Consider the following 13407-nt stretch of genomic DNA (forward strand, 5'->3'; position numbering starts at 1 on the left):
CGGACGGAGCCACGGCCGTCGGAGAACCTGGCCAGGTCCGGCGGCCGTACTCCTGTGCTCTGACGGCTCCCCGGACGCACCCCGTAGGCTGGCGCCCGAGACGACGCCCGCGAACCGGATCCCAGGAGCCGCCGTGATCACCCCCGTTTCACCCGTCCTGGTGATCGGCGAGTGCGTCGCCGACATCGTCCGCACCGACGGCGCCCCCGACCGGGTGCACCCCGGCGGCAGCCCGGCCAACCTCGCGTACGGCCTGGCCCGGCTGGGCCGGCCGGCCGTGCTGCTCACCGAACTGGGACCGGACGCCAACGGGCGGCTGATCCGCACGCACCTGGAGTCGGCCGGGGTCGAGGTCCGGGCCGCCGAGGTGGCGCGGACGCCCTCGGCGGTGGTGCGGCTGGACGGGCAGGGGCGGGCGCAGTACACCTTCGACATCGGCTGGACCCTCCCGCCGGCCGAGCTCTCCGACGCCCCCGCCGCGATCCACCTCGGCTCGATCGGCGCGGTCACCGAACCGGGCGCGGCCTCGGTGCTGGCCCTGGTGCGGCGGTGGCGGGGCCGGGCGCAGGTCAGCTACGACCCGAACGTGCGCCCCGCGCTGATGGGCGAGCGGGCGGAGGCCGTCCGCCGGGTCGAGCGCTGCGTGGCGCTCAGCGACCTGGTCAAGGCGAGCGACGAGGACCTCGCCTGGCTCTACCCGGGCGAGCCCGTCGAGGCGGTCGCCGGGCGCTGGCTCACCCTCGGCCCCGCCGTGGTCGCCGTCACCCTCGGCGCGGCGGGTGCCGTCGCGCTGACCGCCGAGGGCGGCCGGGAACAGGTGGCGGCCGTCCCGGTGCCGGTCGCGGATACCGTCGGCGCCGGTGACTCCTTCATGGCCGCCTTCCTGCACGCCCGCGCCTGCGGCGCAGGCCTCTCCGACTGCCTCACCCAGGCCGTCACCGCCGCCGCCGTGACCGTCTCCCGCCCCGGCGCCAACCCGCCCTCGGCCGCCGAACTGGCGGACGCCCTGGGGCGGTACGCGGACGCCGACGCGGTGTGCGTCCCAGGCCCTGTCAGGCAGCCGCGGTGAGGTCCTTGCCGTACCAGATCTCGGAGTAGGGCCCGGTCTCGCCGTACGCCGGTATCTCCCGGTAGCCGTTGCGCAGGTACAGGGCGCGGGCCTCGACCAGGTCGAGGCGGGTGTCGAGGACGATCCGCTCGGCGCCCAGGGAGCGGGCGGCCTCGTCGACCGCGGCGAGCAGCCGGGCGCCGCCGCCGGTGCCGCGCAGGCCGGGGCGGACGAAGACGCGGGTGAGCTCGACGGTGGTGGCGTCGTAGCGTCGCAGACCGGCACAGGACTGGGCCGCGCCGTCGTAGCGGCCGAGCAGGAAGAGACCGGTGGGGGCGGCCAGGTCGTCGCTGGGGGAGTCGGCGAGGCCGGACTCCAGCTGCTCCGGGGTGCCCTCCCGGCCCAGGTGGAGGCGGTAGTAGCGGTTGGCCACGTCGTAGTAGTACTCGCGCAGCAGCGCCTCGGCCTCGGGGGAGGTCACGTCGGCCGTGGTGATGGTCCAGAGGTCGGAGCGGCTGGGCGCGGTGTCGGTCATGCGCGCATGATCCACTGCCGGGAGGCGTGGCCGCAAAGGGTTTTCGTGCCGGTTCCGGAGGATTCGGCAAAGGAACGGCAAGGCGACCGGCGTGCCGTTGCCCCGGGTGAGTGACGGGGGGATTGGCGGGGGTGCACCGCGGGGGAGCAGTGCAGCTATGAACGGACCATCAGTTTGTCGCATTAGCGTGAGTTTGAGGGGGAGTCAGAAGAGGATCGGCCTGCTCGCCGCCGTCTGCCTCACCGCCGTGGTGGCCGGCTGCGCCGGACCCGCCGCCCAGCCGGAGCCCGCCCCCGCCGCCGAAGCCCCCGCCGCCGGAGCGTCCGCCGCCGGAGCCGTCGCAGCGTCCGAGGCCGCCGACCGCGGCGCCGTCGCCCGCCCCCCGGCCGCGCCGCCGGTGCTCCCCGGGCTGGCCCGCCAGGAGGAGGAGACCAGCAGGGAGGCGGTCGCCCGCCAGGCGGACGCGGCCCGCGCCGCCCTGGAGACCGCACAGCGCTGGGGCCTCGACCGCCCGCCACTGAAGGCCCCGCCCCGCCCCGCGACCAGGACCGCGCTCACCCCGGTGCAGGGCGTCAAACTGAAGGACGGCCGCCCGCCCGTGGTGTTCCGGGTGCCGACCCAGGACAAGGTGGTCTTCCTGACCATCGACGACGGCTACGAGAAGGACCCGGAGTTCTCCCGGATGGCCCGGGAACTGGGCATCCCGCTCAGCGCCTTCCTCTCCGACTACCTCGTCCGCGACAACTACGGCTACTTCCGGGACCTGCACAAGCAGGGCGTGGAGATCAACAACCACACGATCAACCACCGCAACCTCAAGGTCCTCGACTACGAGACCCAGCGCCAGGAGATCTGCAACCAGCAGGACCAGCTGGAGCAGCAGATCGGCGTCCGCCCCCGGCTGTTCCGGCCGCCGTACGGCGAGTACAACGACGACACCCTGCGGGCGGCCGCCTCCTGCGGGGTGCAGGCGGTGCCGCTGTGGAACGAGGAGGCCTTCCCGGACCACATGGAGTGGCGCTACGACGATCGCAAGCTCCACCCGGGCGACATCATCCTCACCCACTTCCGCGGCATCTCCGACTGGAAGGCCACCATGCCCGACCTGCTGCGCAAGGTGGTCAACGACGTCACCGCGGCCGGCTTCTCGCTGGGCCGCCTGGACGACTACCTGTAGGGACGGCCTCAGCCGAGCGAGAGGGCGTCGAGGTACACCCAGGCGCCCTCGTGCCGCACGAACCGGCTGTGCTCGGTGAGCACGCCCTCCTCGCCGCCCTCGGTCCAGTGCGCCCGGAAGGCGACGGTGCCCTCGGCGTGGAAGGCGCCGCCCTCGCTGGTGGAGACCACCTCCAGGCGGGTCCAGCGCAGCGCCGGGTCGAAGTCCACCTCGGCGGGCCGGGTGTCCGGGTGCCAGGTGCGCAGCAGGTAGGCCTCGTCCTGGGCGGCGAAGGCGCTGAACCGGGAGCGCATCAGCGACTCGGCGGTGGTGGCCTTCGCCTGGCCGCGGTGCAGCCGGCCGCAGCAGTCGCCGTAGGCGGCGGGCAGGCCGCACGGGCACGGGGAGGACGGCAGCAGCCGGGGAGCGGCGGGGCGGGGCGCGGAACGACGTCGGGACATGCCGTCCATTCTCCCCCACGGCCGGCGGCCGCACGCCGGGCCCGTCCCTCCCCGGTCGGGAGGGACGGGCCCGGTGGTGCTACTTCGCCCGCTGGAAGGAGTAGTTGAACTCGGCGCTGCCGAAGTGGCCCATCATCCGGAGCCAGAACGGCATCATCATCTCGGTCGCCCGGGCGCCCGTGATGTCCCCGAGGTCGACGATCCACCCGGCCGGCCAGCCGAACTCGCCCAGCAGCGCGACCGTCTCGGCCTTGGCGTCGGCGTCGTTCCCGGCGATGAACAGGTTGTGCTCCCCGGCCAGCTTGGCCGGCTCGACCATCAGCGCGCAGTTCAGGGTGTTGAGCGCCTTCACCACCCTGGCCCCGGGGAACTCGCGCTGGATCTGCTCGCCGACGCTGTCGGTGTTCACCGGGGCGAGGGTGACGTCGCCGTCGGGGCCGAACACCAGTGGGTTGGAGACGTCGATCAGCAGCTTCCCGGTGAGATGCTCGGCCCCGGCCGCGCGCAGCGCCGCCAGGGAGACCGTCCCGCCGGTGGCGTTCAGCACCACCTCGCCGAAGGCCGCCGCCTCGGCGAAGGTCCCGGTGCTCCCGCCGGGGCCGGCCTGCTCGGCCCAGGTCAGCCCCTTCTCGTTGTCTTTGCCGCGGGAGCCCAGCATCACCTGGTGGCCGAGCGAGACGAGCTTGGTTCCCAGGGTCTGGCCGACCATGCCGGTGCCGATGATTCCGATGTGCACTTCTTCCCCGTCCGTCCGGTGTCGTCCGCCCTTCGAGGAGCGGCCGCGACGAACCATAGTTGACGTTCCGTCACTGTGTGCGGAAACCGGGGCGTCACATGGTGCTGCTGCCCGCGTTCGCGACGGCGACCAGCTCCACCGCCAGCGCCGCCACCGGGGCGAGCGAGATCACCACGCGGGCCCTGCGGAACAGCCAGGCGGCGGGCCACTGGAGGAGCACCGCGATCTGCGCCGCCTTCAGGGCGAGCGCGGCGGCCTTCAGGTACGGCTCGGCGGGGCAGGAGGCGTTGGAAGTGCACGGATCGGTGGCCATCGCGCCGAGGCCCAGCAGCAGGAAGGCGGGGGCCATCAGCATCAGGGTCACCGCGGTCGAGATCAACGGGGCCAGCCACCAGCTGCCGCGGACGGACCGGGTCGGGGCGGCCGCGGTGGGCACGGATTCGCTCATGCGCCCATGCTCCCGGCCGCCCCCGCCGCCCCGGCAGCGGTGAGCTACTCAGTTCGACCGGGTACGGCTACTCAGCCGCGCGGCTCGCCGAACCAGCGGCGCAGTGCCAGGTCCAGCCCCTCCGGGTCGGCGTCCCCGGGAGCGCAGGCCCAGGCGACGTACCCGTCGGGGCGCAGCAGCAGTGCGCCGGCCGGCGGCTGCGCGCAGTCGGCGGTCACCACGTCGACCCGGTCCTTCCAGGCCGCCGCGAGGTCGGCGAGCCCGAGCCCGCCGCGGCTCAGGTCGAGCAGCAACGGCCGCCCACCGCAGGTGAGTTCGGCGAGTCGGACGTCCCCGTCGGCAGTGCCGAGGGTGAGTTCCGGGACGAAGCCGCCGGCCAGCGGGTGCGGGCAGTCGGTGTCGTAGCGGACGTCGCTGCCCGCCATCAGCGCGGCTATCCGGGCGAGGTTGTCCTCGTGGGAGAGCAGTTCGCCGACCAGGGCGCGCAGCGCGGTGACCTCGGGGCCGGGGGACATCAGCGCGATCTGCGCCTGGGAGTGCATGAACACCCGCTCGCCGACCGGGTGGCGTTCGCGCTGGTAGCTGTCCAGCAGGCCGGGCGGGGCCCAGCCGTGGAGGTCGGCGGCCAGCTTCCAGCCGAGGTTGGCGGCGTCCTGCAGGCCGAGGTTGAGTCCGGGCCCGCCGGTGGCGGCGTGCACGTGGGCGGCGTCGCCGACCAGCAGGACGCGGCCTTCGCGGTAGCGCTCGGCGAGCCGGGTGTTGTGGCCGGCGGTGCGCCGCGGGGTGAACGGGCCGGCGGTACGGGCCGGGGCGAGTTCGAGGTCGGCGCCGGTGACCCGGCGGATGCTGGCGCGCAGCTCGTCCAGGGTGAGCGGGGCCCGCTGGTCCACCGGCGGGCCGCCCCACTCCAGGGTGGCGATCATGACGGCGTCCGGGTTGAAGGGGGAGATGACGAACACGCCGTGCTCGGTGCGGGTGTGGGTGTACGGGCGGAACGGGGTCGGGCAGCCGGGCAGCAGGACCTCGCCGCTGTCGGTGATGCCGACCCCCTCGGGCGGCAGCACGTGGGCGATGCGGGAGACCGGGTCGGGCGAGGTGATGCCGGGGAAGCCGATCCCGGCGAGCTTGCGGACGGTGCTGCGGCCGCCGTCCGCGCCGACCAGGTAGCGGGCCCGCAACCGCCCGGCGCCGTCGGGGCCGTGGAGGTCGACGGTCACCCTGGTCGCGTCCTGAGCGAGGCCGGTGACCTCGTGGTCGCGGCGCACGGTGACACCCAGTTCGAGGGCGCGTTCCTCCAGCACCTCCTCGATCCGGTGCTGCGGTACGGGCACGGCGTGCAGCGGGTTCGCGTCGAGCCGGTGCAGTTCCAGTGGGAAGGCACCGAAGACGAAGCGCGGTACGGGCTGCGGCGCGCCCGGGGCGCCGCTGAGCGGCTCGTGGAGGCCGCGGTGGTCGAGCAGTCGGAGCACCTGGCCGACCAGGCCGTTGGCCTTCTGCTCGCCGGAGCGCGCGGGCAGCCGGTCCAGCACCACCGGCTGGACTCCGGCCAGCGCCAGTTCGCAGGCCAGGAACAGCCCGACCGGGCCGGCGCCGACGATGATGACGTCGTTGGTCATCTCGAATCCCCCTCTGAGACGGTTCGTTCATGAAGACGACGGTTCGGGCAGCCCGGCGGCCAGCTGACGCAGCGCCTCGGCGAACAGCGACTTGAAGGGCACCACGGGATCGGCACTCAGGTAGTGCTCGTTGGAGACCTGCAGCGCGGAGAGCGCGGCCGAGGCGACCAGCTTCGGGTAGAGGTCCCGGTCGGCGTCGGTGCCGGTCCGGGCGGCGATCGCTGCGGTGAGCTCGGCCCGGGTCTCCGCGCCGCCGCGGAACAGCTCGGCCTGGAGCGAGGGCTCGCGCAGCAGCAGCCGTACGGCGGCGATCCAGCCCGGGTCGGGCGCCTCGTCCGCACCGTCGAAGGGTTCGACGAGCGCCTGGGCCAGCGCCTCCCAGAGCGGTTCCGCCGCCGGGCGGGCCCGCAGGGCCTCGGCGGCCCGCAGGATCCGGCTGCGGTGCCGGAACACGATCGCCTCGGCCTTGCTGGAGAAGTAGTTGTTGTAGGTGCGCGGGGACACCCCGGCCGCGGCCGCGATGTCCTCCACCCGGACGTTCTCCAGTCCCCGTTCCACCGCCAGGCACAGTGCCGCCCAGCTCAGTGCCTCCCGCGTCGCGGCCTTCTTCCGTTCCCGCAGACCGGGCTGCCCGTTCGTCATGGCCACCACTGTGCCGCGAAAAGTGCGCGCCACGCAATAGTGCGCGACACGCAAGTTTTTCCGGGCTTCCGGGGCTTTGGCGAGCCGCCCGCCACCTGCGGTTCGTCGCTGGTAGTAGTTGCCTGGTTGCGGAGCGATGCCCCGTAGGAGCCCACTCCCGCAGGAATTCCGGCGGGACGACTCGACAGGACTTGAGGAGCGGTCATGGGTGGCAGACAGCGTCCGCCGCGAGCGCGGACCCCGCGCCAGGGCAGGCCGGCCGGCGGCGGCCGGGTGAACTCCCGGGTGGAGATCGCCCGGATCGAGGGCTACCTGGCCTGGGAGGCCGAGGTCGCGGCGGCCGAGCGGGACGCCCGGGCCTTCGCCGCGCAGTTCCGCTGGCTGCCGGACGCCGAGCGGGAGAGCCTCGAACAGGCCTATGCCGCAGACCGGTTGCGCTATGCCGAGGAGGTCGTGGACCGCGCCGTCCAGCGCTGCCGCCGACTGGCCGCCCGCTACCGCGCCGAGTGCCGCCGGATCTGCACCCGCTGGGCGGCGCTCTGCCTGTCCGTCACCATCGCGGCGGCGCTGTTCGCCGTCGTCCCGGCGGCCCTGCGGCTCTGAACGCCGCTGGGTGCGTCCTCAGCACGACGGGGGCCCGCTGCGCCGGACGGCACAGCGGGCCCCCGTGGTGTCGGGACCGGGATCAGTGGTGGCCGTGGCCGCTGCTGATCTCCTCGTGCTCCTCGACGGTGGGCTTGGCGATCTGGCTGCCCTCGCCGTAGAAGCCGCGGGACAGCTTGGCCCGGGTGCGGGTCCACAGACCGGCCCGGCGGACCACGCCGTTCTCGTCCACCTCGGGCTCCAGCACCACCGGCTCGGGCTGCTCGTGCGCGGTGAGGGTGAACATCCGGCCCTGCGACAGCGGCGCGTGCACCTCGACGTACTCGCCGTGCTGCAGCCGATTGATGACGCCGGTCTCCCGGCCGTGCAGTACCTTCTCCTTGTCGCGGCGCTGCAGGCCCAGGCACCACCGCTTGGTGATCACGAAGAGGACCACCGGCACGGCGAAGAAGCCGGCCCGCACCGCGTAGGTGATCGCGTTGATCGACAGGCGGAAGTGGGTCGCCAGCAGGTCGTTGCCGCCACCGGCCAGCAGGAGCAGGTAGAGGCCCATCCAGGCCACGCCGAAGGCGGTGCGGACCGGGTGGTTGCGCGGACGGTCGGCGATGTGGTGCTCGCCGCGGTCCCCGGTGACCCAGGCCTCCAGGAACGGCCAGCACCAGATGACCAGCAGGAGGGTCGGGAAGACCAACAGCGGGATGAACACCCCGAGGTTCAGGGTGTGGCCGCCCCAGACGCTGATCTCCCAGCCGGGCATCACCCGGATCAGGCCCTCGGAGAAGCCCATGTACCAGTCCGGCTGGGCGTCCGTGGACACCTGGTCGGGCCGGTACGGGCCGTACGCCCAGATCGGGTTGATCGTGGCGATCGCCGACATGACCGCGATCACGCCGAAGACCAGGAAGAAGAAGCCGCCCGCCTTGGCCATGTAGACCGGCATCAGCGGCATGCCGACCACGTTCTCGTTGGTGCGGCCGGCCCCGGCGAACTGGGTGTGCTTGTGGTAGAAGACCAGGATCAGGTGGGCCGCGAGCAGGCCCACCATGATGCCCGGGATCAGCAGGATGTGGACGGTGAACAGCCGCGGGATGATGTCGGTCCCCGGGAACTCGCCGCCGAACATGAAGAACTGCAGGTAGCTGCCGACGATCGGGACGGCCAGGATCGCGCCCTCCATGAAGCGGATGCCCGTGCCGGAGAGCAGGTCGTCGGGCAGCGAGTAGCCCATGAAGCCGTCGAACATGCCGAGGATCAGCAGCAGCGCCCCGAAGACCCAGTTGATCTCGCGCGGCTTGCGGAAGGCGCCGGTGAAGAACACGCGCAGCATGTGGGTCAGCATCGAGGCGATGAAGACCACGGCCGCCCAGTGGTGGATCTGGCGCATCAGCAGGCCGCCGCGGACCTCGAAGCTGATGTTGATCGTGGAGGCGTAGGCCTCGGACATCCGGATGCCCTTGAGCGGGACGTACGAGCCGTCGTAGACGACCTCGCCCATGCTCGGGGTGAAGAAGAGGGTCAGCCAGACGCCGGTCAGGATGATGATGACGAAGGTGTAGAGCGCGATCTCGCCCAGCATGAAGGACCAGTGGTCGGGGAAGATCTTGCGCAGGTTGGACTTGGCCAGGGAGTAGATGCCGAGCCTGCCGTCGGTCCAGTCGGCGAGGGCCTCGGCCTTGTTGGCCGGCTTGGCGCGCGTGCTGTTCACCGGTCCCGGCTGCGAATGCAGTTCGGTGCTCACGACGGGCTCCCCGGCGTTCCCGGCGTGCCGTGGTGGAGGCCCGCCGGCGGGAACGCCGGCCGACGAAGTGTTGTGATCATGGGACCTCTCGATACGGGCCCGCCGGGCGGACCGGCGCGCGGACCTGGGCGGTTCGCTGGACCCGTTGCTCAGGGTGATGGAGCGCTTACTCTGTCATGCTGTCGGCAGGGGGCCGACTGTGCACGTCCATCGGGCCGTCCGGCCGCGCGTGTCGGGCCGGACGGGGGTTCCTGACGCCCGATCGGCTGGCCCCCGGTCGGCGCAACGGGGGCGATGCTGCGCTCGGGTGCAGCTGGAGCGTGTCGGTGCGCGCCGCGTCCGGGCGCCGCGAGGGCCTGGGCCTACGCTGCGCCAATGGTGGATCACCGTGAACTCTTCGAGGACGTCACCGAGGCCTTGGCCCGCGCCGGGTTCGACACCGCGCCGGGCGCCTCGCCCCTGTCGATCGGCCGCCACCCCGAGGGTGTGGTGGTCGGCTGGTCCCCGGGCGAGGAGCCGGACGGACCGCCGTCCGGCCTGGCGCGGGCGGCGGTGACCGCAGCCGCCGCGCTCGTTCTGCGGGAACGGGGCCTCCTGGTCACCGAGACGGGGGAGGGGGACCTGCTGGTGCGCTGCGCCGAACCGGTGACGGTCCCTCCGGAGGCGGAGCCCGATGCGGCGCCCGAGCAGTGGTGGGGGTGACGAAGATCTCTTCCTGGTGGCGGCGGCGTGCCGGGTTGGCCGACGCATGGGTGTTCCCATACCGAACCCTTACCTGAACGCGGGGTGCAGTTGACCTCGGCGGCTCTAAGGTTTGCCTAAGCTAAGCGAAGCGCCCTGGACCTCTCCGTCCGGGGCGTTAGCCGTGCCCGTTCCGCCGGCACCCCCGGCGGGGCGGTCGAGGACAGGTACAACCCGGGGCGGCCCGGGGGAGGAGCCCGCTGCATGTGGGATGAGGCGTTTCCCAGCTTTCTGATCGGGCTGCGCGAAGGGCTGGAAGCCGGCCTGATCGTGTCGATCCTGGTCGCCACGCTGGTCCGGGCCGGCCAGAAGGGCCGACTGCCCCAGGTGTGGACCGGTGTCGCGGCGGCCGTCGCGCTCAGCCTCAGCTTCGGCGCGGTGCTCACCTTCACCGCCGCCAACCTCTCCGGCCACGCCCAGGAGGCGTTCGGCGGGGTGCTGAGCCTGATCGCGGTCGGCTTCGTCACCGCGATGGTGTTCTGGATGCGCCGCTCGGCGCGCACCCTCTCCGCCGACCTGAAGGAGAAGGTCCAGGCCTCGCTGGCGATGGGCGCGGGCGCGCTGGTGTTCACCAGCTTCCTCGCGGTCGCCCGCGAGGGACTCGAGACCTCGCTCTTCCTGTGGACCAACGCGCGCACCGCCGGGGAGTCCACCGGCCCGCTGATCGGCGCCGCCGTCGGCCTGCTGCTCTCGGTGGGCCTGTGCTGGGGCCTGTACCGCCGGGCCCTGAAGATGAACCTCACCAAGTTCTTCACGATCACCGGCGCCGGCCTGATCGTCGTCGCCGCGGGCGTGCTCGGCTACGGCCTGCGCGACCTCCAGGAGTCCGGGCTGGTCGGCGGCGGCAGCACGTACGCCTTCGACCTGAGCGGGCACCTGGACGCCTCCTCCTGGTACGCGACGCTGGTCCAGGGCACCCTCAACCTGACCGTCACCATGACGGTCCTCCAGGTCGTCGGCTACATCGCCTACCTGAGCATCGTGATGACGCTCTTCATCGAGGGCGTTCGCGGCGGCAAGGCGGCCCCGGCGGCCGCTCCCGCCGAGCCGACGAAGGCGGACGCCGGCGAGCCGGACGCCGGGAAGACCGAGCAGCCGGTGCGCACCGGCCGTCCGCGCTGGGTGCTGCCGACCGCGGCGATCGCCGTCCCGGTCGTGGTGGCCGGCGCCGTGATCGCCGTCAGCGACGGCAAGCAGGACAGCTCCGCCACCGTCGCGGTCTCCGAGAAGGAGTGCGGCAAGGGCTTCGGCAGCCCCCAGCCCGGCCAGCAGGTGTTCCAGATGCACAACACCGGCGACAAGGTCTCCGAGGTCTACCTGGTCAACCCGGGCAGCGGCGCCGTCTACGGCGAGATCGAGGGCCTCGCCCCCGGCACCACCCGCGCGCTCACCGCCACCATCGGCTCCGGCGACTACGCCTGGCGCTGCGTGCCCACCGGCGGAACGTCCGTCACCTCCGCCACCGTGCACGTCACCGGCGGCGCCGAGGTCAAGGCCGTCAAGCCGGTCTCCGAGGACGACCTCAAGGCCCCGCTGGACAGCTACAAGGACTACGTCAACAAGGGCCTCGCGACGCTGATGACGCAGACCCAGAAGATCCAGACCGACGTGCGGGCCGGCGACCTGGCCACCGCCAAGGCCGACTGGCTCACCGCCCACCTGCAGTACGCCTCGCTCGGCGCCGCCTACGGCACCTTCGCCGACCTCGACAAGAAGATCGACGGCCGCCCCGACGGCTACGCCGACAAGGCCCAGGACCCGGGCTTCACCGGCTTCCTGCGCCTGGAGTACGGCCTCTGGCACGGCCAGTCGGCCGCCGACCTGACGCCCGTCGCCGACGAGCTCGCCCAGAACGTCGCCAAGCTGGTGCACGACTTCCCCGCCCAGGACTTCGACCCGGGCGACCTCCCGCTGCGCGCCCACGAGATCCTGGAGAACACCCTCCAGTTCGAGCTGACCGGCGACACCGACATGGGCAGCGGCACCAATCTGGCCACCACCCAGGCCAACCTGGCGGGCACCCAGGAGCTGCTGACCCTGCTGCAGCCGCTGCTCGACGAGCGCGACCCGCAGGTGCTGGTCCGGGTCAACGCCGGGATGAAGCGGGTCGGCGACCTGGTCGCGGCCGCCCGCACCGCCGACGGCTGGACCCCGCTCGACAAGCTGCCCGCCGACGCCCGGCGCCAGCTGAACGGCGCCACCGGCCAGCTGCTCGAAGACCTCTCGCCCGTCCCCGCCCTGCTCGAGATCCGGAAGGCCGCCTGATGACCGACCACACCGCAGCCGCCGGTTCCTGCCCGTTCCCGCACACCGCCGCCGCCGTCGAGCCGGTCGTCGAGCAGGGCGGCTGCCCGGCCGGTCCGGCCCGCCGCAGCTTCGTCCGGGCCGCGCTCGGCGCGGGCGCCGGGGCCGCCGTGCTGGCCGGCGGGGCGTTCAGCCTCGGGGCCGAGCCGGCCGCCGCCGGGGACACCCACCAGACGAAGACCGGCGCCGTCCCGTTCCACGGCGACCACCAGGCCGGCATCACCACCCCGGCCCCCGGCTACGCGGCCTTCATCTCCTGCCAGGTGATAGCCCAGGACCGCAAGGGCCTGGAGGACCTGTTCAGGACCCTGACCGAGCGGATCCGCTTCCTCACCGCCGGCGGCACCCCGCCCGACCTCGGCGTCGGCGCCCCGCCGTCCGACAGCGGCATCCTCGGCCCCACCGTGCCCACCGACAACCTCACCGTCACCGTCGGCGTCGGCGCCTCGCTGTTCGACGACCGATACGGGCTGGCCAAGGCCAAGCCGGTCAAGCTGACGCCGATGAAGACCTTCCCCAACGACAACCTGCAGGCCGGCGAACTGCACGGCGACCTCTCGCTGCAGATCTGCGCCGACCGGCAGGACACCGTGCTGCACGCGCTGCGCGACATCACCCGGCACACCCGCGGCGCGCTGCAGATCCTCTGGCGGATCGACGGCTTCCAGAACCAGTCCCGCCCGGACGGCGCCCAGCGCAACCTGCTCGGCTTCAAGGACGGCATCGTCAACCCGGACACCACCTCCAGCCGGGAGATGGACCGGCTGATCTGGGTCAACGACGGCATGGGCGAGCCCGCCTGGGCGACCGGCGGCAGCTACCAGGTGATCCGGATCATCCGGATGCTGATCGAGTTCTGGGACCGGGTCAAGCTCAGCGAGCAGGAGAAGATGTTCGGCCGCCGCCGCGACACCGGCGCGCCGCTGGACGGCCATCAGGAGAACGACGCGCCGGACTACGGCAAGGACCCGGACGGCAAGGCGATCCCGCTCAACGCGCACATCCGCCTGGCCAACCCGCGCACCGCCGACACCGACACCTCGCGCATCCTGCGCCGCGGCTTCAACTACGACCGGGGCATCGACAAGGCGGGCAACCTGGACATGGGCCTGGTGTTCTGCTGCTACCAGCAGGACGTGGTGCGGCAGTTCGAGGCCACCCAGACCCGGCTGATCGACGAGCCGCTGGTGGACTACATCTCGCCGACCGGCGGCGGGTACTTCTTCGTCCTGCCGGGCGTGAAGGACAACGCCGACTGGCTCGGGCGGGGGCTGCTGGCCGCCGTCTGACCCGAATCCGCAGGTAGTGGTGGGGGTTCGTGGCTGATACGACGACAGGTGTCCCTGTGGGTTTGAGATGATCGAGGTTCTCTACGCCTG

At 72.6% G+C, this 13407-nt stretch carries 13 protein-coding genes; 6 read left to right on the forward strand and 7 right to left on the reverse strand.

Going from position 1 to position 13407, the window contains the following annotated elements:
• Nucleotides 1–136: 136 nt before the first annotated feature.
• Nucleotides 137–1069, forward strand: a complete 933-nt coding sequence (locus ACIG5E_RS32785) for a carbohydrate kinase (protein ID WP_396539723.1) — start codon at nt 137–139, stop codon at nt 1067–1069.
• On the opposite strand, the gene ACIG5E_RS32790 is transcribed toward ACIG5E_RS32785, so the two are convergent.
• Nucleotides 1053–1583, reverse strand: a complete 531-nt coding sequence (locus ACIG5E_RS32790; protein ID WP_396539697.1) for a GNAT family N-acetyltransferase — start codon at nt 1581–1583, stop codon at nt 1053–1055. The two genes, ACIG5E_RS32785 and ACIG5E_RS32790, sit on opposite strands and share 17 nt — an antisense overlap.
• A 187-nt stretch (nt 1584–1770) precedes the next feature.
• Here ACIG5E_RS32790 and ACIG5E_RS32795 point away from each other — a divergent pair, with 187 nt between their 5' ends.
• Nucleotides 1771–2760 carry a polysaccharide deacetylase family protein gene (locus ACIG5E_RS32795; protein ID WP_396539699.1) on the forward strand — a complete coding sequence of 330 codons (990 nt, stop codon included), beginning with the start codon at nt 1771–1773 and terminating at the stop codon, nt 2758–2760.
• Between the two features lie 8 nt (nt 2761–2768).
• On the opposite strand, the gene ACIG5E_RS32800 is transcribed toward ACIG5E_RS32795, so the two are convergent.
• From ACIG5E_RS32800 to ACIG5E_RS32820, 5 genes are all read right to left on the reverse strand, one after another.
• Nucleotides 2769–3200 carry a YchJ family protein gene (locus tag ACIG5E_RS32800; protein ID WP_396539701.1) on the reverse strand — a complete coding sequence of 144 codons (432 nt, stop codon included), beginning with the start codon at nt 3198–3200 and terminating at the stop codon, nt 2769–2771.
• A 79-nt stretch (nt 3201–3279) separates the two neighbouring features.
• Nucleotides 3280–3936, reverse strand: coding sequence for an NADPH-dependent F420 reductase (locus ACIG5E_RS32805; RefSeq protein ID WP_396539703.1), 657 nt, complete (start codon nt 3934–3936; stop codon nt 3280–3282).
• A 94-nt stretch (nt 3937–4030) separates the two neighbouring features.
• On the reverse strand, nt 4031–4384 hold the full coding sequence (locus tag ACIG5E_RS32810) for a hypothetical protein (RefSeq protein ID WP_396539705.1): 354 nt from the start codon (nt 4382–4384) through the stop codon (nt 4031–4033).
• Between the two features lie 71 nt (nt 4385–4455).
• Nucleotides 4456–6000: an FAD-dependent monooxygenase gene (locus ACIG5E_RS32815; RefSeq protein WP_396539707.1), complete on the reverse strand. Its 1545-nt coding sequence runs from the start codon at nt 5998–6000 to the stop codon at nt 4456–4458.
• A 27-nt stretch (nt 6001–6027) separates the two neighbouring features.
• Nucleotides 6028–6642: a TetR family transcriptional regulator gene (locus tag ACIG5E_RS32820; RefSeq protein WP_396539709.1), complete on the reverse strand. Its 615-nt coding sequence runs from the start codon at nt 6640–6642 to the stop codon at nt 6028–6030.
• A gap of 204 nt (nt 6643–6846) precedes the next feature.
• Between ACIG5E_RS32820 and ACIG5E_RS32825 the strand changes: the two genes are divergently transcribed.
• Nucleotides 6847–7245 (forward strand): cytochrome C oxidase subunit I, encoded by a 399-nt coding sequence (locus ACIG5E_RS32825; RefSeq protein WP_396539711.1) that lies wholly within the window; start codon nt 6847–6849, stop codon nt 7243–7245.
• 82 nt (nt 7246–7327) lie between these two features.
• Here the strand turns inward: ACIG5E_RS32825 and ACIG5E_RS32830 are convergent, their stop codons facing one another.
• Complete coding sequence (locus ACIG5E_RS32830; protein ID WP_396539725.1) at nt 7328–8950, reverse strand: cytochrome bc complex cytochrome b subunit; 1623 nt, start codon at nt 8948–8950, stop codon at nt 7328–7330.
• A 408-nt stretch (nt 8951–9358) separates the two neighbouring features.
• Between ACIG5E_RS32830 and ACIG5E_RS32835 the strand changes: the two genes are divergently transcribed.
• The 3 genes from ACIG5E_RS32835 to efeB all read left to right on the forward strand — a co-directional run bounded on the left by ACIG5E_RS32835 (nt 9359) and on the right by efeB (nt 13317).
• A complete protein-coding gene (locus ACIG5E_RS32835; RefSeq protein ID WP_396539713.1) occupies nt 9359–9685 on the forward strand; it encodes a hypothetical protein in 327 nt (108 codons plus the stop codon).
• A gap of 243 nt (nt 9686–9928) precedes the next feature.
• Nucleotides 9929–11989 carry an iron uptake transporter permease EfeU gene (efeU, locus tag ACIG5E_RS32840; protein WP_396539715.1) on the forward strand — a complete coding sequence of 687 codons (2061 nt, stop codon included), beginning with the start codon at nt 9929–9931 and terminating at the stop codon, nt 11987–11989.
• On the forward strand, nt 11989–13317 hold the full coding sequence (efeB, locus tag ACIG5E_RS32845; protein WP_396539717.1) for an iron uptake transporter deferrochelatase/peroxidase subunit: 1329 nt from the start codon (nt 11989–11991) through the stop codon (nt 13315–13317). The genes efeU and efeB overlap by 1 nt, the downstream gene beginning before the upstream one ends.
• The last annotated feature ends 90 nt before the right edge of the window (nt 13318–13407 follow it).

Origin of the sequence: Kitasatospora sp. NPDC053057, from assembly GCF_044546945.1 — a bacterium.
Classification (GTDB): Bacteria; Actinomycetota; Actinomycetes; order Streptomycetales; family Streptomycetaceae; genus Kitasatospora.